Source organism: Streptomyces sp. 7-21, from assembly GCF_016741785.1.
Classification (GTDB): Bacteria; Actinomycetota; Actinomycetes; order Streptomycetales; family Streptomycetaceae; genus Streptomyces.
Genome location: NZ_JAERRL010000002.1, coordinates 159,440 through 182,366, shown reverse-complemented (window position 1 = coordinate 182,366; position 22,927 = coordinate 159,440). Strand labels below are relative to the sequence as shown.

The 22,927-nt window shown below is 73.6% G+C and carries 33 protein-coding genes; 5 read left to right on the top strand and 28 right to left on the bottom strand.

Annotated elements, in window-relative coordinates:
- Positions 1–129 precede the first annotated feature (129 nt).
- Positions 130–723, top strand: a complete 594-nt coding sequence (locus JK356_RS02995; protein WP_374100597.1) for a hypothetical protein — start codon at positions 130–132, stop codon at positions 721–723.
- Here JK356_RS02995 and JK356_RS02990 read toward each other — a convergent pair.
- Entirely contained in the window at positions 713–1,396 is a 684-nt protein-coding gene (locus JK356_RS02990; RefSeq protein ID WP_201865899.1) for a DUF5701 family protein, read from the bottom strand. The genes JK356_RS02995 and JK356_RS02990 overlap by 11 nt on opposite strands.
- Before the next feature lie 91 nt (positions 1,397–1,487).
- Here JK356_RS02990 and JK356_RS22500 point away from each other — a divergent pair, with 91 nt between their 5' ends.
- Positions 1,488–1,625 (top strand): hypothetical protein, encoded by a 138-nt coding sequence (locus tag JK356_RS22500; RefSeq protein WP_374100596.1) that lies wholly within the window; start codon positions 1,488–1,490, stop codon positions 1,623–1,625.
- 179 nt (positions 1,626–1,804) lie between these two features.
- Here the strand turns inward: JK356_RS22500 and tsaE are convergent, their stop codons facing one another.
- The 3 genes from tsaE to alr are packed head-to-tail and all read right to left on the bottom strand — an operon-like array spanning position 1,805 to position 4,627.
- Positions 1,805–2,353, bottom strand: coding sequence for a tRNA (adenosine(37)-N6)-threonylcarbamoyltransferase complex ATPase subunit type 1 TsaE (gene tsaE / locus JK356_RS02980; RefSeq protein WP_201865898.1), 549 nt, complete (start codon positions 2,351–2,353; stop codon positions 1,805–1,807).
- Positions 2,337–3,482 carry an alpha/beta hydrolase gene (locus JK356_RS02975; protein WP_307815369.1) on the bottom strand — a complete coding sequence of 382 codons (1,146 nt, stop codon included), beginning with the start codon at positions 3,480–3,482 and terminating at the stop codon, positions 2,337–2,339. The genes tsaE and JK356_RS02975 overlap by 17 nt, the downstream gene beginning before the upstream one ends.
- Positions 3,479–4,627, bottom strand: coding sequence for an alanine racemase (gene alr / locus JK356_RS02970; protein ID WP_201865897.1), 1,149 nt, complete (start codon positions 4,625–4,627; stop codon positions 3,479–3,481). The genes JK356_RS02975 and alr overlap by 4 nt, the downstream gene beginning before the upstream one ends.
- Positions 4,628–4,690: 63 nt before the next feature.
- Between alr and JK356_RS02965 the strand changes: the two genes are divergently transcribed.
- Positions 4,691–6,142, top strand: a complete 1,452-nt coding sequence (locus JK356_RS02965) for an NAD(P)H-hydrate dehydratase (protein WP_201865896.1) — start codon at positions 4,691–4,693, stop codon at positions 6,140–6,142.
- Positions 6,143–6,166: 24 nt separating this feature from the next.
- On the opposite strand, the gene JK356_RS02960 is transcribed toward JK356_RS02965, so the two are convergent.
- The 12 genes from JK356_RS02960 to JK356_RS02905 all read right to left on the bottom strand — a co-directional run bounded on the left by JK356_RS02960 (position 6,167) and on the right by JK356_RS02905 (position 12,471).
- Entirely contained in the window at positions 6,167–6,451 is a 285-nt protein-coding gene (locus JK356_RS02960) for a gas vesicle protein K (protein ID WP_201865895.1), read from the bottom strand.
- Entirely contained in the window at positions 6,448–6,678 is a 231-nt protein-coding gene (locus JK356_RS02955; RefSeq protein ID WP_201865894.1) for a gas vesicle protein, read from the bottom strand. Before JK356_RS02955 ends, JK356_RS02960 begins: the two co-directional genes overlap by 4 nt.
- Positions 6,675–7,529, bottom strand: coding sequence for a GvpL/GvpF family gas vesicle protein (locus JK356_RS02950; RefSeq protein ID WP_201865893.1), 855 nt, complete (start codon positions 7,527–7,529; stop codon positions 6,675–6,677). The genes JK356_RS02955 and JK356_RS02950 overlap by 4 nt, the downstream gene beginning before the upstream one ends.
- A complete protein-coding gene (locus JK356_RS02945; RefSeq protein ID WP_201866110.1) occupies positions 7,526–7,840 on the bottom strand; it encodes a gas vesicle protein in 315 nt (104 codons plus the stop codon). Before JK356_RS02945 ends, JK356_RS02950 begins: the two co-directional genes overlap by 4 nt.
- A gap of 44 nt (positions 7,841–7,884) precedes the next feature.
- Entirely contained in the window at positions 7,885–8,955 is a 1,071-nt protein-coding gene (locus tag JK356_RS02940) for an SRPBCC family protein (RefSeq protein ID WP_201865892.1), read from the bottom strand.
- 6 nt (positions 8,956–8,961) lie between these two features.
- Entirely contained in the window at positions 8,962–9,414 is a 453-nt protein-coding gene (locus tag JK356_RS02935; protein ID WP_201865891.1) for a hypothetical protein, read from the bottom strand.
- The gene (locus JK356_RS02930) at positions 9,407–9,685 is read right to left on the bottom strand and encodes a gas vesicle protein GvpG (RefSeq protein WP_201865890.1); all 279 of its coding nucleotides are present in this window, start codon (positions 9,683–9,685) and stop codon (positions 9,407–9,409) included. Before JK356_RS02930 ends, JK356_RS02935 begins: the two co-directional genes overlap by 8 nt.
- Position 9,686: 1 nt before the next feature.
- The gene (locus JK356_RS02925; protein ID WP_201865889.1) at positions 9,687–10,421 is read right to left on the bottom strand and encodes a GvpL/GvpF family gas vesicle protein; all 735 of its coding nucleotides are present in this window, start codon (positions 10,419–10,421) and stop codon (positions 9,687–9,689) included.
- Positions 10,418–10,924, bottom strand: coding sequence for a gas vesicle protein GvpJ (gene gvpJ / locus JK356_RS02920; RefSeq protein WP_201865888.1), 507 nt, complete (start codon positions 10,922–10,924; stop codon positions 10,418–10,420). The genes JK356_RS02925 and gvpJ overlap by 4 nt, the downstream gene beginning before the upstream one ends.
- 33 nt (positions 10,925–10,957) lie before the next feature.
- Positions 10,958–11,278, bottom strand: coding sequence for a gas vesicle protein (locus JK356_RS02915; protein ID WP_201865887.1), 321 nt, complete (start codon positions 11,276–11,278; stop codon positions 10,958–10,960).
- 72 nt (positions 11,279–11,350) lie between these two features.
- Positions 11,351–11,719: a holo-ACP synthase gene (locus JK356_RS02910; RefSeq protein WP_201865886.1), complete on the bottom strand. Its 369-nt coding sequence runs from the start codon at positions 11,717–11,719 to the stop codon at positions 11,351–11,353.
- The gene (locus JK356_RS02905; RefSeq protein WP_201865885.1) at positions 11,716–12,471 is read right to left on the bottom strand and encodes a glucosamine--fructose-6-phosphate aminotransferase; all 756 of its coding nucleotides are present in this window, start codon (positions 12,469–12,471) and stop codon (positions 11,716–11,718) included. The genes JK356_RS02910 and JK356_RS02905 overlap by 4 nt, the downstream gene beginning before the upstream one ends.
- Here JK356_RS02905 and coaA point away from each other — a divergent pair.
- Positions 12,470–13,441 (top strand): type I pantothenate kinase, encoded by a 972-nt coding sequence (gene coaA, locus JK356_RS02900; RefSeq protein WP_201865884.1) that lies wholly within the window; start codon positions 12,470–12,472, stop codon positions 13,439–13,441. The genes JK356_RS02905 and coaA overlap by 2 nt on opposite strands.
- A 19-nt stretch (positions 13,442–13,460) precedes the next feature.
- Here coaA and glmM read toward each other — a convergent pair whose 3' ends face one another.
- The 3 genes from glmM to rplM form a co-directional block, all read right to left on the bottom strand.
- Positions 13,461–14,828 (bottom strand): phosphoglucosamine mutase, encoded by a 1,368-nt coding sequence (glmM, locus tag JK356_RS02895; protein WP_201865883.1) that lies wholly within the window; start codon positions 14,826–14,828, stop codon positions 13,461–13,463.
- Between the two features lie 140 nt (positions 14,829–14,968).
- Positions 14,969–15,481: a 30S ribosomal protein S9 gene (gene rpsI / locus JK356_RS02890; protein WP_201865882.1), complete on the bottom strand. Its 513-nt coding sequence runs from the start codon at positions 15,479–15,481 to the stop codon at positions 14,969–14,971.
- A 36-nt stretch (positions 15,482–15,517) separates the two neighbouring features.
- Positions 15,518–15,961, bottom strand: coding sequence for a 50S ribosomal protein L13 (rplM, locus tag JK356_RS02885; protein WP_201865881.1), 444 nt, complete (start codon positions 15,959–15,961; stop codon positions 15,518–15,520).
- A gap of 267 nt (positions 15,962–16,228) precedes the next feature.
- On the opposite strand from rplM, the gene JK356_RS02880 reads away from it, so the two are divergent.
- Entirely contained in the window at positions 16,229–17,092 is an 864-nt protein-coding gene (locus JK356_RS02880) for a hypothetical protein (protein ID WP_201865880.1), read from the top strand.
- Between the two features lie 28 nt (positions 17,093–17,120).
- Here the strand turns inward: JK356_RS02880 and truA are convergent, their stop codons facing one another.
- From truA to map, 9 genes are all read right to left on the bottom strand, one after another.
- On the bottom strand, positions 17,121–17,984 hold the full coding sequence (gene truA, locus JK356_RS02875; protein WP_201866109.1) for a tRNA pseudouridine(38-40) synthase TruA: 864 nt from the start codon (positions 17,982–17,984) through the stop codon (positions 17,121–17,123).
- 107 nt (positions 17,985–18,091) lie between these two features.
- Positions 18,092–18,604 (bottom strand): 50S ribosomal protein L17, encoded by a 513-nt coding sequence (rplQ, locus tag JK356_RS02870; protein ID WP_201865879.1) that lies wholly within the window; start codon positions 18,602–18,604, stop codon positions 18,092–18,094.
- A gap of 74 nt (positions 18,605–18,678) precedes the next feature.
- Positions 18,679–19,701, bottom strand: a complete 1,023-nt coding sequence (locus JK356_RS02865; RefSeq protein WP_201865878.1) for a DNA-directed RNA polymerase subunit alpha — start codon at positions 19,699–19,701, stop codon at positions 18,679–18,681.
- A 130-nt stretch (positions 19,702–19,831) separates the two neighbouring features.
- Positions 19,832–20,458: a 30S ribosomal protein S4 gene (rpsD, locus tag JK356_RS02860; RefSeq protein ID WP_201865877.1), complete on the bottom strand. Its 627-nt coding sequence runs from the start codon at positions 20,456–20,458 to the stop codon at positions 19,832–19,834.
- Positions 20,459–20,504: 46 nt separating this feature from the next.
- Positions 20,505–20,909, bottom strand: coding sequence for a 30S ribosomal protein S11 (rpsK, locus tag JK356_RS02855; protein WP_201865876.1), 405 nt, complete (start codon positions 20,907–20,909; stop codon positions 20,505–20,507).
- A 43-nt stretch (positions 20,910–20,952) separates the two neighbouring features.
- Positions 20,953–21,333, bottom strand: a complete 381-nt coding sequence (gene rpsM / locus JK356_RS02850) for a 30S ribosomal protein S13 (protein ID WP_201865875.1) — start codon at positions 21,331–21,333, stop codon at positions 20,953–20,955.
- 192 nt (positions 21,334–21,525) lie between these two features.
- Positions 21,526–21,639, bottom strand: a complete 114-nt coding sequence (gene rpmJ / locus JK356_RS02845) for a 50S ribosomal protein L36 (RefSeq protein ID WP_049567412.1) — start codon at positions 21,637–21,639, stop codon at positions 21,526–21,528.
- Between the two features lie 29 nt (positions 21,640–21,668).
- Positions 21,669–21,890, bottom strand: coding sequence for a translation initiation factor IF-1 (infA, locus tag JK356_RS02840; protein ID WP_003948620.1), 222 nt, complete (start codon positions 21,888–21,890; stop codon positions 21,669–21,671).
- Positions 21,891–22,074: 184 nt separating this feature from the next.
- Complete coding sequence (map, locus tag JK356_RS02835) at positions 22,075–22,911, bottom strand: type I methionyl aminopeptidase (protein ID WP_201865874.1); 837 nt, start codon at positions 22,909–22,911, stop codon at positions 22,075–22,077.
- Between the last annotated feature and the right edge of the window lie 16 nt (positions 22,912–22,927).

Genomic DNA, 22,927 nt, shown 5'->3' with positions numbered 1-22,927 from the left:
GCGTCAGTAAGGTTCGGCACTCCTGGGGGCACCCGGCCTCACGGGCCGGTACGCGCACAGCCGGACAGCACGGACGGACGATACAGACGGACATACAGACGGACATACAGACGGAAAGGCGGTGGGCAGGTGACACGTCGTTCCGCGGGCACACGTCCCGGAGTCGTAGTGACCGGCCTCACGGCGGCGGCGCTGGCCGTCGTGGCCTTCTTCGCGTACCAGGCCTCGGCGGCCGAGGACCGGCCGCCCGCCGCGTCCGGTGACCAGGAGACCCCGGCCGGGGAGCGGGGCGGCTCCGGCGGGGAGGGCGGCCAGCCCGAGACGCCCGCGCTGCCGCCGGAGTCCGGCGAGGGACGCCGGGTGGTGTACTCGCTGGAGCAGGACCGGGTGTGGCTGGTGGACATCAGCGAGGACGGCACCGGCGAGGTCGTCACCGAGACCTACGAGGTCTTCCCCAGCGCCGTCGACCCGGCGCCCGGCGAGTACGAGGTGACCTCGCGGACCGCGGAGATCACCGGATCCGACGGGGTGCCGGTGGAGCACGTCGTCGTCTTCCACGTCGGCGACGACGGAACGGTCTTCGGCTTCTCTTCGGCGCTGGACGGGTCGGTGCCCGACCCGGAGTCGGGCCCGCGGACGGGCGGCGTGCGCCAGTCCCGGGACGACGGCGACGCCATGTGGTCCTTCGCGGACGTCGGCGTCCCGGTCGTGGTCACCCCGTAGGCAGCCCGGCGGCGCGGCCGGCGGCGGAGGCGATGCCCAGCCAGGTGTGGCGGTTGCGCCACCAGCACCAGCCGACCTTGGGGGCGTCGCGCCGCTCGCGGCCGTCCCGGCCCGTGCCGTTGCTGATCCAGATCGCGGGGGTGCGGGCGTCCAGCGCGCCGCTGGCCTTCCGCAGCCGGGAGCCGATGGTCATGAAGCAGTGGTTCCGCTGGAGCACCTCGGGCCGTTGCAGCAGCCAGTGGATGCCCTCGGTGAGCAGCAGCGGGGTGCGCCCCTCCGCGCGCAGGACGGGCAGGGCCTCCTCCGGGCTCCAGTTGGCGAAGCGGTCACCGCGGTCCAGGCCGGTGACCAGGTACAGCGGCGGGCCGGGCAGGTCGGCACCGCAGGGGGTGAACCGGTCCACGTCGGCCATGTCGGTGACGACGAAGCCGGGCTTCCCGGCGTGGCGCAGCAGCGGCGCCAGGGCGGAGGCCGGGGCCCGGTCCGGGTGGACGGCGAGCAGCGCCTCGCGCCCGTCGCCCGTGGCCGCCGACGCGAACGCGCGCAGCTCGTCGGCGGTGATTGCGGTGGCCTCGGGCACGCCGAGGCTGATCAGGCGCTCCGCCTGGTCGGCGAGCGGCGGCAGGGGCGGCGCGACGGCGGCGGACGGGCTGGTGGTCACGGCACTCCTCATCGGCGTACGGGGACGGCGTCGGGCACGCCCACCATTGCAGCCGCCGGGGCGGTGAACAACGCCGGATCGGATACCGTGCCATAAGCCAGAGGTGATCGCCGCGCACCCCGGCGCGCCGGAGGGGGCGGGCGGTGTGGAGCTGCGCGACATCGAGATCTTCCTGACCCTGGCGGACGAGCCGCACTTCGGGCGGCCGCCGCGCGGCTGCACGTCACCCAGCCCCGGGTGAGCCAGGTGTTCAGGAAGCTGGAGCGCAGGATCGGCGGCGCGCTCTTCGAACGGACCAGCCGCCGGGTGGCGCTCACGCCCCTCGGCGCACGCCCGAGACCGAGGTGCTGCGGCGGCCGCGCGCAAGCACGGGCCGCTGCCCCTGTAGCGCCGGCGGCGTGCTCACCCCGCGGCCGCGGTTCAGGCGCGCACCGCGGCGGCCAGCCCGGCGCCGCGCCAGCGCGGGCCGTGGCCGGTCAGTGTCACCGTGCGCGCGTCCGCGTCGGCGGCGTCGGCGCCCCGGGGCCGGTGGATCTCCACGTGCAGCCGGTCCTCCGACAGCTCCTCCACCTTGCCCTCGCCCCACTCCACGACCACCACCGACTCCGGCAGCGCCACGTCGAGGTCCAGGTCCTCCATCTCCTCCAGGCCGCCGCCCAGCCGGTAGGCGTCCGCGTGCACCAGCGGCGGCCCGTCGCCCAGCGGCGGGTGGACCCGGGCGATCACGAACGTCGGGGACGTCACGGCGCCCCGCACGCCCAGTCCTTCGCCGATGCCGCGGGTCAGCGTCGTCTTCCCGGCGCCCAGCTCGCCGGAGAGCACGACCAGGTCGCCCGCGCGCAGCAGCGCGGCGAGCGACCGGCCCAGCTGCACCATCCGCCCGGCCGAGGTGACGGTGACCGTGACCGCTTCGCCGCCGGGCCGCGCGCCGGGGGACGCGCCAGGGGAGTCGTCAGACCGCAGGTTCATGGGAGGGGATGCTACGTGCCAGCAGCGCGGCGAGGCGTGCGCTGACCTCGCCGGGCCGCTCCAGGAGAACCAGGTGCCCGGCGCCGGGCAGCGTCACCGACTCGGCCCGCGGCAGCCGGGCCGCGATCCGCTCGCTGTGCGCGGGCGGGGTGATCTCGTCCCGGTCGCCGGCCAGCACCAGCAGCGGCAGGCCGGCGCTGAGCCCGTCGAAGACGGCCAGGTCCGCGAACGCGTCGTGCGCGGCGAAGGCCGGGTAGAAACGGGCGACGACGTCGATCGGCACCGACTCGATCAGCCGCTCCGCGAAGCGCGCCACCCCCGGATCCACCTGACGCGGCTGGCCGAACGCGTACCGCCTGATCAGCCCCGCGTACAGGTCGCTGGCCGCGCGCCTGCCGCGTTCCGCCAGGGCGGGGCGGGAGCCGAGCGCCCGCAGCACGGCGGGCAGCGCGCGCCGCGCCGCCCGCACCGCCGGGGCGGGCAGCCCGTACGTCACCTCGCCGAGGCCGCCGGCCGACGTGGCCAGGAACGCCGCGCCGCGCACCCGCCGCGCCACGTACCCGGGGAACTGCCCGGCGAACGTCATCATCGTCATCCCGCCCATGGAGTGCCCCACCAGCACTACGGGCCCCTTCGGCACCGCCGCGTCCAGCACGGCCCGCAGGTCGCGGCCCAGCAGGCCGATGCTGACGGGCGCGCTGCCTCCGCCCGGCGCGGGTCCCCAGCCGGACCGGCCGTGGCCGCGCTGGTCCCAGTACACCGCCCGCACGCCCGCCTCGCGCAGGGCGGCGCGCTGGAAGTGCCACACGTCCTGGCTGAGGCAGTAGCCGTGGCTGAACACCACGGTCACCCCCCTGGCCCCGCCGCCCGGCTGCCCGTCCGGCACGTCCGGCACGTCCGGCTCGTCAATCTCGTAGTACAGCTCGGTGCCGTCCTCGGCGACGGCCGTGCCCGGCGTGCCGCGCAGCGTGCCGTAGGGCCCGGCCGCGTCCAGCGTCATCCGGGCCTGGCGGCGCACCGAGCGGTGCCCGGTCAGCCGTTCCACGGCGACGCCCGTGGCCACCGCCCCCAGGGCGGCGCCCGCGATGCCCGCGATGCCCGCGATGCCCGCGCCCCGCGCCCAGTTCACGCCCGCTCCCCCCGGTAGACCCGCGGCACGCGGGCCCCGATGCGGGTGACGATCTCGTAGCCGATCGTCCCCGCGGCGCGCGCCCAGTCCTCAGCGGTCGGCTCGCCGCGGTCCCCCGGGCCGAACAGCACGGCCTCGTCGCCCGGCCGGGCCGAGTCGCCGCCGAGATCCACCACGAACTGGTCCATCGCCACCCGGCCCGCGACCGTGCGCCACTTGCCCGCCACCAGCACCGGGCCGGTGCCGGAGGCGTGACGCGGGATGCCGTCGGCGTACCCGGCGGGCACCAGCGCCAGGGTGGTGTCGCCGGGCGTCGTGTACTGGTGGCCGTAACTGACGCCGTGCCCGCGCGGCACCCGCTTGACGCTGGCGAGCGCGGCCCGCAGCGTCATCACCGGCCGCAGCCCGTAGTCCTGCGGCGCGCCCAGCTCGGGGGAGGGCGACAGGCCGTAGACGGCGATGCCGGGCCGCACCAGGTCGTAGTGGGAGGCGGGCAGCGTGAGCGTGGCCGGCGAGTTGGCGAAGTGCCGCACCTCGGGGTCGAGCCCGGCCCGCTCCGCCACGGCCAGCGCCTCGGTGAACGCGTCCAGCTGCGCCGCGATCGACGGATGCCCCGGCTCGTCCGCGCGTGCGAAGTGCGACCACACCCCGGTGACCCGCAGCGTGCCCTCGGCCTCCGCGGCGCGCGCCGCGGCGACCAGCTCCGGCCAGTCGGCAGGCTGGCAGCCGTTGCGGCCCAGGCCCGTGTCGGCCTTCAGGTGCACACGCGCCACCCGGCCGGCGGCACGCGCCGCGGCGGTGATCTCCGCCAGCGCCCACAGGCCGCTGGCCGAGACGTCCACGTCCGCCTCGATGGCCTCGCGCCACGGCCCGCCCGGCGTCCACAGCCAGCACAGCAGCCGCCCGCTGTCCCCGGCGGCGCGCAGCGCCAGCGCCTCCTCGGGCGTCGCCGTGCCCAGCCAGGCGGCGCCCGCCTCGCGGGCCGCGCGGGCGCATGGCACCATGCCGTGGCCGTAGGCGTCCGCCTTGACCACGGCCATGACCCCGGCGCCGCCGGCGGCACGCTCCCGCAGCGCCCGGACGTTCGCCCGCAGCGCCTGAAGGTCGATCTCGGCTCGCAGCCGCGACGGTACTCGCTCGCTCATCGTCACCCAGTGTCGCAGGAACCAGCGCGGCCGCGCCCCGGCGTGGCCGCCACACTGGTGCCCATGAGGACTGCTTACCGCGTGGACACCGTCCGCACCGCCGAACGGGCGCTGATGGCCCGCCTTCCCGAGGGCACGCTGATGGCACGCGCGGCGGCGGGGCTCGCCGCCGCCTGCGCCAGGGTCGTTCCCCCGTACGGCTCGCGGGTGGTGCTGCTGGTCGGCGCCGGCGACAACGGCGGCGACGCGCTGTTCGCCGGGGCCCGGCTCGCCCGGCGCGGCGCCGGGGTCACCGCGCTGCTGCTGGCGCCCGGCCGCGCCCACCCCGCCGGGCTCGCGGCGCTGCGCGCGGCGGGCGGCACGGCCCGGGACGCGGCGGACGCCGCGAGCGCCGCGCTGGTGCGCCGGGCCGACCTGGTCGTGGACGGCATCACCGGCATCGGCGGGCGCGGCGGACTGCGGCCCGGCCCGGCGGCCGGCCTGGCCGCCGCCGCGGCCGAATGCGGCGTGCCCGTGGTCGCCGTGGACCTGCCCAGCGGCGTCGAGGCGGACACCGGCGAGGTGCACGGCCAGGCCGTGCGGGCCACGCTGACCGTGACGTTCGGCGCGTACAAGCCAGCGCTGCTCATCGACCCGGCGCGGCAGCACGCCGGCGAGGTCCGGTTCACCGACATCGGCCTGGCGCCGGAACTCCCCGGCGAGCCGGACGCCGAGGCGCTCGACGAGGCGGACGCGGCCGCGCTGCTGCCGCTGCCGTCGGCCGAGAGCGACAAGTACCGGCGCGGCGTCGTAGGCGTGGCAGCCGGCTCGGCGCGCTACCCGGGTGCGGCGGTGCTGGCCGTCGCCGGGGCGCTGCGCGGCGGCGCGGGCGCCGTGAGGTACGCGGGGCCCGCCGGGCCGGGGGTGCTGGCGCGCCACCCGGAAACGCTGGTGTCGGACGGGCCGCCGCACCGCGCGGGCCGCGTGCAGGCGTGGGTCGTCGGCCCGGGGCTCGGCACGGACGCCGGGGCGCACGAGACGGTCGACGACGTGCTGCGCAGCGACGTGCCGGTGCTGGTGGACGCCGACGGACTGCGGCTGCTCGATCCCGAGCGGCTGCGCGCCCGGTCCGCTCCGACCGTGCTGACCCCGCACGCCGGGGAGGCCGCGGCGCTGCTGGGCGTCGACCGCGAGCAGGTGGAGGCCTCCCGCCTGGCGTCGGTCCGCCAGCTCGCCCAGCGGTTCGGCGCCACCGTGCTGCTGAAGGGCTCGACCACCCTGGTGGCCGGACCCACCGGCCCGGTCCGCGTCAACTCCACCGGCACGCCCTGGCTGGCGACGGCGGGCAGCGGCGACGTGCTCTCCGGCCTGGCGGGCTCGCTGCTGGCCGCCGGGCTCGCGCCCCTGGACGCCGCCTCGGTCGCCGCCTTCCTCCACGGCCTGGCGGGCTCGCTGGCTCCGGCGCCGCCGACGGCCTCGTCGGTCGCCGAGGCCCTCCCGGCGGCGTGGTCCCGGCTGCGGGACGCGGCCCGCTGAACGCCGCTGCCGTCCGCCGCGGCGTCACAGACCGTCGCGGGGCAGCAGGGTGCCGAGGGGGCCCAGGTCGAGGTTGAGGTCCTCGGGGCGCAGGCCGAAGCGGTCGCACAGCTCACGCACGCAGCCGTCGAGCCGCATCAGGGTGGTGCCGACGCGCTCGACCTGCTCGTCCGTCAGCTCCCCCGCCTCGACCCGCCGCAGCGCCTGGCGCTCCATCAGCTGCCGCAGCAGCTCGATGATGGTCATCACCAGCGCGGCCAGGTCGCGGCCGACGGTGTCGGCGTCGAGGTCCACGCGCCCGGCCGTCACAGCGGCCCGCCATCGGCGAAGGGCGCGGCGACGCGGTCGGAGACCGACGACAGCAGCGCGTGCAGCGACAGGCGGATCAGCGGCACCTCAGCGATCGCGATCACGACGTCTCCCGTGATCACGATGCCGGTGCTGAGCACCCGGTCGAGCAGGTCGACGAGCGGCACGCCGACCGGCCCGTACGGCCCGTCGGGCCCGTGCCACGGAACGGTCTCACCGGCCGTCATCCGGCGTCCTCGCTCCCTGGACCGTCCGGTCCCTCGGGCCCGTCCGGCTCATCCGGCTCGTCGGCTGAGGCGAACGAGTACGGCGCCCACGGCCCGGTCACCTCGACGGTGACGTGCGCGGCGACGTCCGGCTCGCGGGCCAGCGCGTCGGCGGCGGCGACCAGCTCGGGCGCCCTGGCGGTGTCCACGAGATAGGCGGCGTTGAGCACCTGCGGCCGTCCGGCACGGGCTGCCGCCTCGTGCGGCCGCAGCCTGCGCGCGGCCACGGCGAGGCGGCGCAGCGCGGCGTCGACGCGTTCGGCGGCCGCCGCGGCGGCGTCGCGGCGGGCCGCGCGGGCGTCGCGGCGGGCCCGCAGCCGGTCGAGGTAGGCGCGTCCGGACGGCGGCGGCGCCGGGCCGTCCTCCCCGGCGGGCGCGTCGGCGGGCGGCGCGTGGGCCAACGACACCTTCACGCCCCACTCCTCGCGCCCCGTGACGCGGTCAAGCACCGCGAGGAAGCGTTCGGTCCGGGCCGCCAGCGCCTCGGCGGCGCGGTCGTCGCCGAAGTACAGCGTCGCCAGGGGCAGCGGCACGGTGGGCGCGGACTTCGCCACGGCCGCGACGACCTCGTGGTGCGCCCGGGCGCATACCTCGAGCGCCACCGGATCGGACAGCCGCCGCCGCAGCTCCTCCTGCGAGAAGGCAGCGGCGGGCACGGACTGGACCACGGCGTCCAGCGGCCCAGCACGCAGCACCCGCAGGCGGCCCGTGGCCTCGGCGTGCCCGGGCACGCCCGCGAGGTCCGGTGCCCGGCCCGCCGGGCAGACGGCGAAGACGCAGGTGGCGGGGGCGGTCGTGCGGGCGTCGGTCATGTCGGCTCCTGCTCCTTGCGCTTGCGGGTGTCGCGGTTCTCCAGCGACGCGAGGCGCTCCCGCAGGCGCCGGTTCTCGTCGGCGAGCGAGTCGTTCGCCGCGCGGGTGGACAGGGACGGCTCCGTCTCCCACCAGTTGATCCCTGCCTTCCTGGCGGTCTCGACGGAGGAGATGAACAGGCGCAGGCGGATCGTCAGCAGTTCGATGTCCAGCAGATCGATCTTGATGTCGCCCGCGATGACGATGCCCTTGTCGAGAATGCGTTCGAGGATGTCGGCGAGCGTGTCAGGGCGCGGCGGGCAGGGCTCCACCGGCTCGACGACGCCGTACGGCTCCGGCGGCCGCGAGGCACGGTTTACCACCGCTCACGCTCCTCATCGTCGTCTTCGTCGTCTTCGTCGTCGTCCTCTTCGTCTTCGTCTTCGTCCTCGTCGTCCTCGTCCTCGTCGTCCTCGTCACCTTCGTCGTCTTCGCTGTCTTCGCTGTCTTCGCTGTCTTCGCCGTCGTGTTCGTCCTCGTGCTCGCCGTCCTCCTCGCGGTCCTCGCTGTCGCCGTCTTCCTCCTCGTCCCCGCCTTTCTCGTCGGCGAGCGCGTCCTCATGGCTGACCACGACCTCGCCGTCCCGGATCGTGCCGCGCCAGCCCTCCGGCACCTCATCGGCCTCCAGCGTCACGTGGCGCTGGAAGTGCTTGAGGTCAAGCCGCAGCCGACGCCCCTGCGCCCGCCACAGGTTCGCGGTCTTCTCGAAGAACCCCGCCGGGTAGTACTCGACGACCACCACGATCCGCGTCAGGCGCGGGGCGAGCTCGTGGAACGTGACCACGCCCCGCGTGCTGCCCTTAGCCCCCTCCGAGGTCCACTCGATGCGCTCGTCGGGCACCTGCTCCTGCACGGTGGCGTGCCAGCCGCGGCTGGAGGGGCCGATCTTCAGCTTCCAGTCGCTCTCCACCTCGTCCGACCGCTGGACGCCCTGCACGCCCTTCATGAAGTCGCCGAAGCTCTCGTACTCGGTCCAGTGGTTGTAGCAGTCGCGCAGCGGCAGGCCGACGTCGATGGTCTCGATGATGTTCGTGACCTTGGTGCCGCCGCCCTTGCCCTTGCCGCCGCCACCCCCGCCACCCCCGCCGTCGCCGTCGTCTCCGTCACCGCCCCCGCCGCCCACGGCCTGCTTGACCGTGCCCGCGACGCTCTTCGCGCCCTTCTTGGTGGCGCCGCCCGCCATCCGCGCGCCCAGCTTCGGCAGCGAGGCGGCCCCCTGCACGCTTTCCCCGGCGCGTTCGGCCACGTCCGTCACCCGGCCGCCCGCCTTGCTGACCACGTGGTGCACCTGCGCCGCGGCGAACTCCACCAGCTCCTTGGCCACCCGCTCCAGGCTGCTCGAGAGGGCCCCGTCGCCACCGCCGTCCTGCCGGTTCTCCTCCGTCACGGTCCGTCACCCGCCCTTTCGTGAGCCCGCCGTGGGGCGCTGTTGCGACCTGCGCGGCTTCTCTGTTTTCTCCGGCTCCGCTGCGTCCTCCGGCTCCTCCGGCTCATCCGGCTCGCCCGGTTCCTCCGAGCCGTTTCCGGAGGCTTCCGGTCCGCGCAGCGCCTTGGTCCGGGCCTGGAGGGTTTCGGCCAGCGTGCCGAGCCTGCGCTCGGCGGCCTCCGTCGCGGCGGCGCGGCCCGCGCGGCTGACCTCCTCACGCAGCTGGTCGCCGAGCCCGGTCAGCCCGGCCTGCTCGGCCACCGTCCGCAGGCCGGACATGACCCGTTCGCGCGGGCTCCCCAGCGCCCGTCCGGCCGCGTACGTGGCGAGGGCCAGGGCGATCTTCGTCTTCTTCGTACGCCCCAGCAGATAGCCGCCCACGAGCCCGGCGGCCAGGGCTGTCGTGCTGTTGTCAGTCATGCGTGCCTTCCGGTGGGGGTTCGGGGAGTTCGCGGCTCACGGCCGTCTGCGTCCGCTGGATGCGCCGCAGCAGGTCTTCCTCTTCGCGTTCGAAGTCGGCCATGCTGATGCGGCCGTCTTCCAGGTCCCGGTGCAGGCTGGCCAGCTGCTCCATCAGCGGCGCCGGGTCGTAGTACTGCCGCTCGGCCTCCCCGGCGACCTTCTGGGCGAACCAGGCCGTGCCGCGGGCCGGCGCCAGCGGCAGCAGCAGCAGCTGGCTGAACAGCCCCATGTCAGGTCCTCCCGCCGGGGTCCGCGGCGAAGCTGAAGCAGGGCAGCGGGCCGCTGACCCGCACCTCCGCCCGTTCCGCCAGGGCCGCCGCCCGGCGCGCGGCCTCCTCCCGGAACGCCGTCACGTCGCGGCGGCGCAGCAGGAAGGAGGTGTTCCGCACGCAGTTCGCCACCTCCGGCCCCTCGGCCACCGCCTCCGACAGCGGTGTCAGGGCGCGCAGCACGCGGTTGGCCGCGTCCGCCGCGCGGCGCCGCAGGCCGCCCGCGACCGCCTCGCCGAGCCGCACCCGGGCGTGGTAGCCGGGCCGCTCCCGGGCCGCCTCCCGCAGCCGCCGCAGCTGCGGGTCCTGCTGCAGCAGCGTCGCCAGCGAGCCCTCGACCGGGAACGCCTTGACGTTGATCTCCAGCCGTCCGTCGAGGCGTTCCAGCGTCCGCAGATGCCCGGGCTCGTTGGCCGCCAGCTCCCGCAGCACGGCCTCCTCGTCGCGCGCCACGGCGCCGAACCGCATCGGGGCGACGGGCCCGTCGGCGCCGAGCGCGAGCAGCACGTCCTGATGCGCCATCACGTCGCGCCGCCGCGCCAGCAGCTCCGCGGGCACCGGGCTGACCACGGCCGCCAGCTCACCCGCCGTCAGCAGCCGCAGCCGCGCGGGCGGCGACCCCACGCCGCCCAGCCCGGCCGGAACCGGGTGGCCCGCCCGGACGACGCCGTAGACGTACAGCCCCGCTCCGCTCATTTCCGCGACCCCTTCGACTCCTCGCGGGCACGGCGGCTGGCGGTGCGCTTCCGCGTGCGGTGGCTGGACGATTCCTCGTGCCCGTCCTCGGGCCCGTCCTCGTGCCCCTCCTGTTCCTGGTCGTCCGTGTCTTCTTCGTCGCCGTCGTGGCCGGTCAGCGCCTTCTTGGCCTTCTTGCCGGTGCCGCGCGCGGCCTTCTTCAGGCCCTTGCCGGCCGCCGCCTTCGCCGGCCCGGCGCCGCCGAACAGCTCGGGCACGGTGCGGCTGCGGCTGTCCGTCTCCAGGTCGATGCGGTCGCACGCCTCGGCGAAACGCAGGTAGGTGTCGACGCTGGCGATCACGATCCGTGCGTCGATCTTCAGAATCTCGATGCCCACGAGCGAGACCCGCACGAAGACATCGATGACCATGCCCCGGTCCAGGATGATGTCGATGACGTCGTACAGGGTGCCCGCGCGGGGGACGCAGGCGACTTCGTCCCGGTAGGTCGTGGTGACGGTCATAGCGGGGTTCTCCTCACGCCGGGGCCCTCGCCCTCAGCAGTCGGTGGCACAGCGGCGGAACCGGCGCACCCTGCGGCACCCCAGCAACGTGCCGTCGTCGTCCACGTGCACCTGATAGGTAGCGATCAGACTGGTGGTGTCCGGGATGCGCGCGACCTCGACGACGTCGATGTCCACGCACCAGCCGTCTTCCTCGCGGGTGACGCCGCACACGCCGTCCACCGCGTGGCCGGTGAGCCGTTCCAGGCGGCGGCAGGCACGTCGGGCAGCCGAGGAGGCCCCGCGCACCGGACCGGATCCGCTGCGGGCGTCCTCATCCCTGGCGCCGTCCTTTTTCTCCTCAACGTCTGGCATGCCTCAAGTCTTGGCGTGCCGTCCGTTTCGCGCCCCCTGAGCTACGCCGTCGGGGTAACCGGCCCCGCGCCGTCAGCCCTCGGCGATGACGAACGCCGAGGCCACACCCGCGTCATGGCTCAGCGACAGATGCCAGGTCCTGACCCCCAGCAGGGCAGCGCGCTCGGCGACGCTCCCCCGCACCTTCAGGTGCGGGCGCCCCGAGCCGTCCTGCCACACCTCGGCGTCGGTCCACCGCAGGCCGGGCGGCGCCCCCAGCGCCTTGGCCACGGCCTCCTTGGCGGCGAACCGCGCCGCCAGCGACGCCATGCCGCGCCGCTCGCCGCTGGGCAGCCACAGCTCCGCCTCCACGAACAGCCGCCGCGCCAGCTGCGGCGTGCGGCGCATCGACACGGCGAACCGCTCGATCCCCGCCACGTCGATGCCGACCCCGACGATCACCCGAGCACCACCGCGCCATCGGCGTCGGTGACCTCGCAGCGCACCTCGTCGTACTCGCGCCGCAGCAGCGCCACGTGCTCCGGCTCACCGGCGCCGAACGCCAGCACCTCCCGCGCCGCCAGGCCGTCGAACGCCTCCGCGTCCGGGCCCGCGAACGCCTCGCCGGCTCCCAGCGCCACCGCCAGCGGCAGCCCTCGCCGGGCGGCGACCAGCGTGTCGGGCTGGTCGGCGTGTACCGCCAGCAGCGCGAACGTGCCGCGCAGCGAGCGGCACGCCTGCCGCATCGCCTCATCCAGCCCCCAGCAGGAGGAGAACGCCTCCGCCAGCAGGTGCGCCACCACCTCGGCGCCGGTGTCGGACACCAACTCGTGGCCGCGTTCCACGAGTTCGGTGCGCAGCTCGGCGGTGTTGCTGATCTCGCCGTCCTGGACGACCGCGACCCGCCCGGCGTTGTCCAGCTGCGGCTGCGCGTCCTCGCCGGTGGCCGGGGCGCCGGCGGCGCGCCGCAGGTGGCCGATGGCGATACCGCCGAACGGCAGCGGCCGCCGGTCGATCAGCGCCCGCAGCTCGGGCAGGCGGCCCGGGGTCGCGGCCGTGGCCAGGCCGCCGTCGGCCAGCACGGCCACCCCCGCCGCGTCGCAGCCCGGCCGCTCACCGCACCGCCGCTCCAGTCCCGCCAGGCCCGTCAGGACCACGTCGAGGGCGGAACGGGCACCGGACTGGGTTCCCACGTAACCGACGAAGCCGCACATGCGGGAAGCGTATCCGGAACCGGACAATGATCACGTGGGTACCTCGTCAGACTCACCCTTCATAGAGCTGAGCCGCCAGCAGTGGAGCGCCCTGCGGGCACGCACCCCGCTGCCGCTCACCGCGGCCGACGTGGCGGCGCTGCGCGGACTCGGCGACGTCATCGGCCTGGACGAGGTGCGCGAGGTGTACCTGCCGCTGTCCCGGCTGCTGAACCTGTACGTCACGGCCTCCGAGCGGCTGCGCGGCGCGGTCGGCACCTTCCTCGGCGCCGAGGAGACGCGGCTGCGCACGCCGTTCGTGGTGGCCGTCGCCGGCAGCGTCGCCGCCGGCAAGTCCACGGTCTCGCGGCTGCTGCGGGAGCTGCTGGCCCGCTGGCCGGAGCACCCGCGCGTCGCGCTGGTCACCACCGACGGCTTCCTGCGGCCCAACGCCGAGCTGCGGCGGCGCGGGCTGATGGAGCGCAAGGGCTTCCCCGAGTCCTACGACCGGCGCGCGCTGACCCGGTTCGTCGCGCAGGTGAAGGAGGGGCGCGAGGAGGTCAGCGCCCCGGTCTACTCCCACCTGCGGTACGACATCGTCCCGGGGCAGCGGCAGGTCGTGCGCCGCCCCGACGTGCTGATCCTGGAGGGCCTCAACGTGCTCCAGCAGGCGCCGCCGGGGCGGCTCGGGCTGGCCGACTACTTCGGCTTCTCCGTGTACGTGGACGCCCGGCCCGACGACATCCGCCGCTGGTACCTCGACCGCTTCCTGACGCTGCGCGCCACCGCGTTCCACGACCCGCGGTCCTACTTCCACCGCTTCGCCGCGATGCCCGAGGAGGAGGCGCTCGCCTACGCGCAGGGCGTATGGGAACGGATCAACGGGCCCAACCTCGCCGAGAACATCGCCCCCACCCGGGGGCGGGCCACGCTGGTCCTGCGGAAGGGCGCCGACCACGCGGTGCGCCGCGTCCGCCTGCGGCGGCTGTGACCGGGCCGGGCGGCGGCGCTCAGCCCAGCTGCGACTTCACGACATCGGCCAGCACCGTGGCGACGGCCCGCGCCTGGTCGGCGTCGGCCGCCTCCACCATGACCCGCACCAGCGGCTCCGTCCCCGAGGGACGCAGCAGCACCCGCCCGGTCTCGCCCAGCTGCCGCTCGGCCTCCGCCACGGCGTCGGCCAGCTCCCGGCACTCCGACACCCGGCTGCGGTCCACGTCCGGCACGTTGATCAGCACCTGCGGCAGCCGCTCCATCACCGACGCCAGGTCCGCCAGCGGCCGGCCCGTGGCCGCCACCCGCGCCGCCAGCAGCAGCCCGGTGAGCGTGCCGTCGCCCGTCGTGGCGTGGTCGAGCACGATGACGTGCCCCGACTGCTCCCCGCCGAGGGCGAAGCCGCCGCGCTTCATCTCCTCCAGCACGTACCGGTCGCCGACCTGGGTGCGCGCCAGCCGCACCCCGGCGCGCTCCATCGCCAGCGTCAGCCCCAGGTTCGACATCACGGTCGCGACCAGGGTGTCGTGCCGCAGCGCTCCCGCCTCGCGCAGGGCCAGCGCCAGCACCGCCATGATCTGGTCGCCGTCCACCTCGCGCCCCTCGGCGTCGGCCGCCAGGCAGCGGTCGGCGTCGCCGTCGACGGCGATGCCCATGTCGGCGCCGTGCGCGGTGACGGCGGAGCGGAGCGCGTCCAGGTGGGTGGAGCCGTAGCCGTCGTTGATGTTCAGGCCGTCCGGGTCGGCGCCGATGGTCACCACGTCCGCCCCGGCGCGCGCGAACGCCTCCGGCGCGACGCGTGAGGCGGCGCCGTGCGCGGTGTCGATGACGACGCGCAGGCCGTCGAGGCGGTTCGGCACCACGCTGACCAGGTGGGAGACGTAGGAGTCGAAGCCCTCGCCGTAATCGGTGACCCGGCCAACGCCCGCGCCGACCGGGCGCTCCCAGCGCTCCCCGGCCGCATGGGCGCGGTACGCGGCCTCGATGCGGTCCTCCACCTCGTCGGCGAGCTTCTGCCCGCCGCGCGCGAAGAACTTGATGCCGTTGTCCGGCATCGGGTTGTGGCTCGCCGACAGCATCACGCCGAAGTCGGCGCCCAGCGAGCCGGTCAGGTAGGCCACGGCGGGGGTCGGCAGCACGCCGACGCGCAGCACGTCCACGCCCGAGCTGGCCAGACCCGCCACCACGGCCGCTTCAAGGAACTCCCCGGAGGCGCGCGGGTCGCGGCCCACCACCGCGACCGGCCGGCCGCCGTTGCCGTGGGCACCGCCCTCCCCGGCGGCGAGGACGCGGGCCGCCGCGACCGACAGACCGAGCGCCATCTCGGCCGTGAGATCCGCGTTGGCGACGCCGCGCACGCCGTCCGTACCGAAGAGTCGTCCCACTTTGTCCTCCGAGTCGTACACCCTTGAGCGGCCCGTCACAGTACCCCCCGCAGCGTTAACCGTATAAAAAGCAATGCCCCGGCAGCCGAACGTGCTGCCGGGGCATCAGCAAAGAACGCTGAAAGGATGGAAGCGGCTGGTCAGCGCTTGCTGTACTGCGTGCCCTTGCGCGCCTTCTTCAGACCGGCCTTCTTCCGCTCCACGGCACGGGCGTCGCGCCGCAGGAAACCGGCCTTCTTCAGCGGGCCGCGGTTGTTCTCCACGTCGGCCTCGTTGAGGGCACGGGCCACACCGAGCCGCAGGGCACCCGCCTGGCCGGAGATGCCGCCGCCGCTGATGCGGGCCACGACGTCGTACCGGTCGGTGAGCTCAAGAACCTTGAACGGCTCGTTGACCTCCTGCTGGTGCACCTTGTTCGGGAAGTAGCTCTCCAGAGAGCGCCCGTTGATCTTCCACTTGCCGCTGCCGGGCTTGATGCGCACGCGCGCGACCGCGCTCTTGCGGCGGCCGGTGCCGGTGCCGGGAAGCGGGTCACCGAAGCTGCCGAAGGACTCGTCGGTGGCGGCGAAGTCCTCAGGAGAGCTCTCAGTGGTGTACTCCTCGACCTCGGGGACCTCGGCGTCGAGGGTTTCGGTGGTGTGCTGGTCGGCCACGGTTCTCCTTGATTCTTCTCGTCTAGGGATGGCCGACTACTGCGCGACCTGGGTGATCTCGAACGGGACGGGCTGCTGGGCGGCGTGCGGGTGAGTGGGGCCCGCGTACACCTTCAGCTTGGAGAACATCTGGCGGCCCAGCGTGTTCTTCGGCAGCATCCCCTTGACGGCCTTCTCCACGGCGCGCTCCGGGTGCTTCTCCAGCAGCTCCTCGTAGCGGACCGACCGCAGACCACCGGGGTAACCGGAGTGGCGGTAGGCCAGCTTCTGGGTCCGCTTGTTGCCGGAGAGGTGCACCTTGCTGGCGTTGATGATGATGACGAAGTCACCAGTGTCAACGTGCGGCGCGTACACGGGCTTGTGCTTGCCCCGCAGCAGGGAGGCGGCCTGTGAGGCCAGGCGACCCAGCACGACGTCGGTGGCGTCGATGACGTGCCACTGGCGCTGGATGTCGCCGGGCTTAGGGCTGAACGTACGCACGGTCGTAGCCTTCGCTTGTCTTTGATGTCGAAATCCTGACAAGGCCACCCGGCGATCACGTACAGAGCGGACGAGCACACGGTGACGCGACCCGGTGCTGTCCGCTGGCAACCGTCCTGGTGGACCGGCGCAAGGCCCCTCACGTGAGATCGAGCAAGCCATACGCATTATCGACCAAGCAGCGTACCTGCCCCCCGGGACGCGGGTCAAAACGGGATCCGCCCCCGCCCCGCGTCGCAGCCGGTGATTGCCGGTTATCCTCCCCCCATGAGCTTTGGGCAGGGGGGACCCAGCTGGGGTCCCGGGGGGTCGCAGACGCCTGACTGGAGTGCACTGGCGGCCGAAGCGGAGCGCCAGCGTGCCCGCAAGCGGTGGGCCACGATCGCCGGAGGCGCGGTGGCCGCCATCGCCGTCGGCGCGGTCGTGGCGCTCGCCATCGTCACGCAGAGCGACGACAGCGACGGCGGCACCACGAGCGGTGCCGCCGCCCTGCCCGACCCGGCCGAGGAGCCGCAGGGCGGCGGGGCCACGCCGTCGTTCGACGACACCTCGCTGCCGCCGCTGCCTTCGCCCAGCGAGTTCATCGCCGACCCGGAGAAGGACACCGCGCCCTTCCGCGCCGACGACTTCTTCCCCAGCGAGACGGCGACCATCTCCGACCGCACGTACGACCAGGTCGCCACGCACGGCGTCAACGACTGCGCGGCGGCGGCCAGCCCCGAGCTGGGCGCCGTGCTGGAGGAGCACGGCTGCGAGGCCCTGCTGCGGGCCACCTTCACCCGGGAGGGAGTGGCCGTCACGGTGGGCGTCGCCCAGTTCCCCAGCGAGGAGGACGCCGTCGCGGCGCGCGACGCCGCCGTGCCGAACCTGCTGCCGCTGACCAGCGGAGACGCCCCGTCGTTCTGCCAGGGCGGCGGCTGCCGCACCACCAGCAACCAGACCGGGCGCTACGCCTACTTCACGATCGCGGGCAACGCCGACGGCTCCCCGGACAGCGGCGAGGACACCCCGGCCCAGCAGGCGGCCCGCGACGGCGACTCCATCGCCTTCAACCTGATCGTGCAGCGCGGCGAGGCGCAGGCCTCGGCCTCGGCCAGCGCGCTCGTGGAAGAGCGCGAGAACCAGTCCTGACCCGGGTGAGGGAGACTCCCCCGGCGGGTCACCCGGCGGTGCCGAGGCTGCGCACCTGCCGCGCCTCCCGGTTGCGCTCCGCCAGCAGCTCGTCCGGCGGGTAGCCGACCTCCTCCAGCGTCAGCCCGTGCGGCCGCACCACGTGCACGGCCGAGTCCCGCACGCCGCGCGCCAGCACCTCGGCGGGCCAGGCGGGCTCCCGGTGCCCGTCCCCCACGAACAGCAGCGCCCCCACCAGCGCGCGCACCATGTTGTGGCAGAAGGCGTCGGCCCGGACCGTGATCTCCACGATCCCGTCCGGCAGCCGCTCGCACCGCAGCTCCCGCAGCGTCCGTATCGTCGTGGCGCCCTCGCGCCGCTTGCAGTAGGCGGCGAAGTCGTGCTCGCCCAGCAGCAGCACGGCCGCCTCGTTCATCGCGGCCACGTCCAGCGGCCGGTTGTGCCACAGCACCATGCCGCGCCGCAGCGGGTCCACGCCGCCCGGGTGGTCGCTGACGCGGTAGGCGTACCGCCGCCAGACCGCCGAGAAGCGGGCGTCGAAGTGCGGTGGCGCCTCGGTGACGCGCCACACCCGCACGTCGTGCGGCAGCCGCCCCGCCAGGCGCCGCAGCAGGTGCGGGCCGTGCTCCCGCCACAGCTCCCGGGGCAGGTCCACGTGCGCCACCTGGCCCCGGGCGTGCACCCCGGCGTCGGTCCGGCCGGCCACGGTCAGCTCGAACGTCTGGTGCGTGCGCATGACCACGCGCAGCGCGTCCTCGATCTCGCCCTGCACCGTCCGCAGGCCCCGCTGCCGGGCCCAGCCGGAGAACTCCCGCCCGTCGTAGGACAGGTCAAGCCGCACCCGCACCTGGCCGGCGGGATCCGCGGTGGCCGCGGCGTCCGTGGGATTCATGGCGTTCCTGTGCGTCGTCAAGCCGCATTCCTTCTCACGCCGACCCGGAAACGCCGCTGGGCCCGCCCCGGGGAACGGGACAGGCCCAGCGGTACGCACACGCCGGGTCAGGAGTCCTTGGACTCGCTGGCCTCGTCGTTGGTGGCCTCGGTCTCGGCGTCGGCGGCGTCCTGCTCCGCGGACTTCGCCTTCGCCTCGTCGGCCTCCTTCACCGCACGCCGCGTGGCGGCCTCGGCCTCGCCCACAGCCTCCTGCTGCACGGTCAGCGGCTCGACGAGCTCGATGACCGCCATCGGGGCGTTGTCGCCGCGGCGCGGGCCCAGCTTGGTGATGCGGGTGTAGCCCCCGGGGCGGTTGGCGAACTGCGGGCCGATCTCCGTGAACAGCGTGTGCACCACGCTCTTGTCCCGGATGGTCCGCATGACCTGGCGGCGGTTGTGCAGGTCGCCCTTCTTCGCCTTGGTGATCAGCCGCTCCGCGACCGGGCGCAGCCGGCGCGCCTTGGCCACGGTGGTGGTGATGCGGCCGTGCTCGAACAGCGACGTGGCGAGGTTCGCCAGCATCAGCCGCTCGTGGGCAGGGCTACCGCCCAGCCGGGGGCCCTTCGTGGGCTTCGGCATGGTGTCTCTCCTCGTGTCTCTGCACCGGCCGTATCAGGTACCGGTGTCAGGGGGCGCCCCGGACGGGGCGCGGGTCAGTACTGCTCGGTCTCGGCGAAGCCGGTGTCGCCCTCGTCCTCGGTGCCGAACGCGTCGGCAGCCGAGGTCGGGTCGAATCCGGGCGGGCTGTCCTTCAGCGACAGGCCCATGCCGGCCAGCTTGGCCTTCACCTCGTCGATCGACTTGGCGCCGAAGTTGCGGATGTCGAGCAGGTCGGCCTCGGAACGGGCGACCAGCTCGCCGACCGTGTGGATGCCCTCGCGCTTGAGGCAGTTGTAGGAGCGGACCGTCAGCTCCAGCTCCTCGATCGGCAGGGCCAGGTCGGCGGCCAGGGCGGCGTCCGTCGGGGACGGGCCCATGTCGATGCCCTCGGCGTCCACGTTCAGCTCCCGGGCCAGGCCGAAGAGCTCGACGAGGGTCTTGCCCGCGGAGGCCATGGCGTCGCGGGGACGCATGGACTCCTTGGTCTCGACATCGACGATCAGCTTGTCGAAGTCCGTGCGCTGCTCCACACGGGTGGCCTCGACCTTGTAGGTCACCTTCAGCACCGGGCTGTAGATGGAGTCCACGGGGATCCGGCCGATCTCCTGGCCCGCCTGCTTGTTCTGCACGGCGGACACGTACCCGCGCCCACGCTCGACCGTCAGCTCCATCTCCAGCTTGCCCTTGGCGTTCAGGCTGGCGAGCACCAGGTCGGGGTTGTGCACCTCGACGCCGGCCGGCGGGGCGATGTCCGCGGCCGTGCACACGCCGGGGCCCTGCTTGCGCAGGTACATCACCACGGGCTCGTCGTGCTCGGAGGAGACGACGAGCTGCTTGATGTTGAGGATGAGGTCGGTGACGTCCTCCCGGACGCCGGGCACGGTCGAGAACTCGTGCAGCACACCGTCGATGCGGATGCTGGTGACGGCCGCGCCAGGGATGGAGGAGAGCAGCGTACGCCGCAGGGAGTTACCGAGGGTGTAGCCGAAGCCCGGCTCCAGCGGCTCGATCACGAACCGTGAGCGGAACTCGTCGACGACCTCTTCCGTGAGGGTGGGGCGCTGAGCGATCAGCATGGGGATGACTCCAGTCTTCGGCAACCGCTATTTGATGCCGAGCCAGACAACAGTGCTGTATGCGATTGTGCGCCGGCGGGCGGGGCCGTACGGGACGACACGGCTCCCGCCCGCCGGAACGAGCCCCTCGTTACTTCGAGTAAAGCTCGACGATGAGCTGCTCCTGCACCTGGGTGTCGATCACCTGGCGCTCGGGGAGCGAGTGGACGAGGATCCGCAGCTGGGAGGGGATGGCCTCCAGCCACGCCGGCACGTTCTTCTCCCCCGCCTCGGCCATCGCGACCTGGAACGGCGTGAGGTTACGGGAGGACTCGCGGACCTCGACGATGTCGTTCGGCGCGACCCGCGCCGAGGGGATGTCCGTCTTCCGGCCGTTGAGCATGATGTGGCCGTGCCGGACCAGCTGGCGGGCGTGGTCGCGGGACTTGGCGAAGCCGGCCCGGTAGACCACGTTGTCCAGGCGGGACTCGAGGATGCGCAGCAGGTTCTCGCCGGTCTTGCCCTGCTGGCGGTTGGCCTCCTCGTAGTACCCGCGGAACTGCTTCTCAAGGACGCCGTAGATGCGCGCGCACTTCTGCTTCTCGCGCTTCTGCAGCAGGTACTCGCTGTCCTTGGTGCGCCCGCGCCCGTGCTCACCCGGGGGGTAAGGACGGATCTCGATCGGGCACTTCGCGCTCTCGCACTTAGCTCCCTTGAGGAAGAGCTTCTGCTTTTCCCGACGGCAACGCTTGCAGTCGGCCCCGGTGTAACGCGCCATTGTCTCTTAGGTCTCCTGCTCCTGCTGGAAAGGGCTGGTTCCGCGCTCAGACGCGCCGGCGCTTGGGCGGGCGGCAGCCGTTGTGCGGAGTGGGGGTGACGTCCTGGATCGACCCGACCTCGAGACCCGTGGCCTGGAGGGAACGGATCGCGGTCTCACGGCCGGAGCCGGGACCCTTCACGAAGACGTCCACCTTGCGCATGCCGTGCTCCTGCGCGCGGCGGGCGGCGTTCTCGGCCGCCATCTGCGCCGCGTAGGGCGTGGACTTGCGCGAGCCCTTGAAGCCGACGTGGCCGGCGGAGGCCCAGGAGATCACGTTCCCGCTGGGGTCGGTGATCGAGACGATCGTGTTGTTGAACGTGCTCTTGATGTGAGCGTGCCCGTGGGCGACGTTCTTCTTTTCCTTGCGGCGCACCTTCTTGACGCCGGCGCCGCGGCCCTTCGGAGGCATGTATCAAACTCCCTGGAGGTGGTCGGTCCGTACCCGAAGCGGACTACTTCTTGCCCGGCTTCTTCTTGCCGGCGATGGCGCGGCGCGGGCCCTTGCGGGTGCGGGCGTTGGTCTTCGTGCGCTGGCCGTGGACGGGCAGGCCACGGCGGTGGCGCAGGCCCTGGTAGCAGCCGATCTCGACCTTGCGGCGGATGTCGGCCTGGATCTCACGGCGGAGGTCACCCTCGACCTTGAGGTTGTTGTCCACGTACTCGCGGAGCTTGACGAGGTCCTCCTCGGCAAGATCGCGGACGCGCGTGTCCGGGTTGACCCCGGTGACGGCGAGCGTCTCCTTGGCACGGGTGCGCCCGATGCCGAAGACGTAGGTGAGAGCGACCTCGACGCGCTTGTCGCGCGGGAGATCGACGCCTGCGAGGCGTGCCACTACTGCTACTCCTGTGTGCTAGTCGGAGGTCTGGCGCAGCACCGTTCCCCCGGGCTGTGGGCTCCGAGGGTCCCCGGCCTCCGACCGGGGGTATCGTCCCCGCGCGCGGCGGGGGGTCGGGTGACTGCGCATGGACGTGTTCTGTTGTCGTTGCGCGTCGCGCGAAGACTCTGCGTGAGTACTGGTCCGCGGTCAGCCCTGGCGCTGCTTGTGGCGCAGGTTCTCGCAGATGACCATGACCCGCCCGTGGCGGCGGATCACCTTGCACTTGTCGCAGATCTTCTTGACGCTCGGCCTGACCTTCATGGAATGAGGCTCTCCGGGTCTCGAACGATCTACTTGTAGCGGTAGACGATCCGCCCTCGGGTCAGGTCGTAGGGGGACAGCTCCACCACGACCCTGTCATCGGGGAGGATGCGGATGTAGTGCATGCGCATCTTGCCGCTGATGTGCGCGAGGACCTGGTGCCCGTTCTGAAGCTCCACCTTGAACATCGCGTTCGGCAGAGACTCGACGACGGTGCCCTCGATTTCGATGGCCCCTTGTTTTTTGGCCATGCCTGAGCGCTTCACCTTCCGGGATCGGCTACCTGGACAGCCCTGACACGCGGGTGTACCAGGACCGACGCACCAGTCTACGGCACCCCACCCGAAAAGACGAATCCATGATCCATGCCCAGCGAGGCGCCGGGTTATGCCACCCGCGGGTCAGGGCGGGCGCGGGCGGGCCCCGGCGCCCGCGTCAGGCCAGTGGATCGGGCGCCACGGTGACGCCCAGCTGCGCGAGGCGCTCCCGGCCGCCATCGGGCGCGGTGAGCACCAGGGGGCCCTCCTCGGTCAGCGCCACGGAGTGCTCCCAGTGCGCGGCCCACGTGCCGTCGTCCGTCTTCACGGTCCACTCATCGGCCAGCACGTGGGTCTTCGGCGTCCCGAGGGACACCATGGGCTCGATCGCCAGGCACATGCCCGGCACGAGCTTCGGACCGCGGCCGCGGCCGCGGTCCACGTAGTTCAGGATGTGGGGGTCCATGTGCATGGCGGAGCCGATGCCGTGGCCCCCGTACTGCTCGATGATGCCGTACTTGCCGGACGGCGGCAGCGGCTGGCGCCTGATGTACCCCTCGATGGCCTTGGAGATGTCCACCAGCCGGTTGCCCCGCCGCACCGCGGCGAGGCCCGCCCACAGGGACGCCTCGGTCACCCGGCTCAGCTCACGCACCTCCGGCGGGTGGCCCTCCCCGACGAACACGGTCACGGCGGCGTCGGCGTGCCAGCCGTCCACGATCGCGCCGGCGTCGATGGAGATGATGTCGCCCGGCTTCAGCACGGTCTCCCGGTCCGGGATGCCGTGCACCACCACGTCGTTCACCGAGGTGCAGATGTGGGCCGGGTAGCCGCCGTAGCCCAGGAAGTTCGGCTTGGCGCCGTGATCGGCCAGCACCTGGGCGGCGATGTCGTCCAGGTCCTTGGTCGTGGCGCCGGGCACGGCCGCCGCGGCGGTGGCCCGGTGGATCTCGGCGACCACCAGCCCGGCGGCCCGCATCCGGCTGATCTGCTCCGGCGTCTTGATCTCGACCATCTGTGTGACGTCCCTC

Excerpts from the sequence above, each read along its gene's own strand:
- JK356_RS02990 (WP_201865899.1), bottom strand. The coding sequence starts at position 1,396 with ATGAGGAGTGCCGTGACCACCAGCCCGTCCGCCGCCGTCGCGCCGCCC.
- tsaE (WP_201865898.1), bottom strand. The coding sequence starts at position 2,353 with ATGAACCTGCGGTCTGACGACTCCCCTGGCGCGTCCCCCGGCGCGCGG.
- alr (WP_201865897.1), bottom strand. The coding sequence starts at position 4,627 with ATGAGCGAGCGAGTACCGTCGCGGCTGCGAGCCGAGATCGACCTTCAG.
- JK356_RS02965 (WP_201865896.1), top strand. The coding sequence starts at position 4,691 with ATGAGGACTGCTTACCGCGTGGACACCGTCCGCACCGCCGAACGGGCG.
- JK356_RS02955 (WP_201865894.1), bottom strand. The coding sequence starts at position 6,678 with ATGACGGCCGGTGAGACCGTTCCGTGGCACGGGCCCGACGGGCCGTAC.
- JK356_RS02950 (WP_201865893.1), bottom strand. The coding sequence starts at position 7,529 with ATGACCGACGCCCGCACGACCGCCCCCGCCACCTGCGTCTTCGCCGTC.
- JK356_RS02935 (WP_201865891.1), bottom strand. The coding sequence starts at position 9,414 with ATGACTGACAACAGCACGACAGCCCTGGCCGCCGGGCTCGTGGGCGGC.
- JK356_RS02930 (WP_201865890.1), bottom strand. The coding sequence starts at position 9,685 with ATGGGGCTGTTCAGCCAGCTGCTGCTGCTGCCGCTGGCGCCGGCCCGC.
- JK356_RS02925 (WP_201865889.1), bottom strand. The coding sequence starts at position 10,421 with ATGAGCGGAGCGGGGCTGTACGTCTACGGCGTCGTCCGGGCGGGCCAC.
- gvpJ (WP_201865888.1), bottom strand. The coding sequence starts at position 10,924 with ATGACCGTCACCACGACCTACCGGGACGAAGTCGCCTGCGTCCCCCGC.
- JK356_RS02915 (WP_201865887.1), bottom strand. The coding sequence starts at position 11,278 with ATGCCAGACGTTGAGGAGAAAAAGGACGGCGCCAGGGATGAGGACGCC.
- coaA (WP_201865884.1), top strand. The coding sequence starts at position 12,470 with ATGCGGGAAGCGTATCCGGAACCGGACAATGATCACGTGGGTACCTCG.
- JK356_RS02905 (WP_201865885.1), bottom strand. The coding sequence starts at position 12,471 with ATGTGCGGCTTCGTCGGTTACGTGGGAACCCAGTCCGGTGCCCGTTCC.
- JK356_RS02880 (WP_201865880.1), top strand. The coding sequence starts at position 16,229 with ATGAGCTTTGGGCAGGGGGGACCCAGCTGGGGTCCCGGGGGGTCGCAG.
- truA (WP_201866109.1), bottom strand. The coding sequence starts at position 17,984 with ATGAATCCCACGGACGCCGCGGCCACCGCGGATCCCGCCGGCCAGGTG.
- rplQ (WP_201865879.1), bottom strand. The coding sequence starts at position 18,604 with ATGCCGAAGCCCACGAAGGGCCCCCGGCTGGGCGGTAGCCCTGCCCAC.
- JK356_RS02865 (WP_201865878.1), bottom strand. The coding sequence starts at position 19,701 with ATGCTGATCGCTCAGCGCCCCACCCTCACGGAAGAGGTCGTCGACGAG.
- rpsD (WP_201865877.1), bottom strand. The coding sequence starts at position 20,458 with ATGGCGCGTTACACCGGGGCCGACTGCAAGCGTTGCCGTCGGGAAAAG.
- rpsK (WP_201865876.1), bottom strand. The coding sequence starts at position 20,909 with ATGCCTCCGAAGGGCCGCGGCGCCGGCGTCAAGAAGGTGCGCCGCAAG.
- rpmJ (WP_049567412.1), bottom strand. The coding sequence starts at position 21,639 with ATGAAGGTCAGGCCGAGCGTCAAGAAGATCTGCGACAAGTGCAAGGTG.
- infA (WP_003948620.1), bottom strand. The coding sequence starts at position 21,890 with ATGGCCAAAAAACAAGGGGCCATCGAAATCGAGGGCACCGTCGTCGAG.
- map (WP_201865874.1), bottom strand. The coding sequence starts at position 22,911 with ATGGTCGAGATCAAGACGCCGGAGCAGATCAGCCGGATGCGGGCCGCC.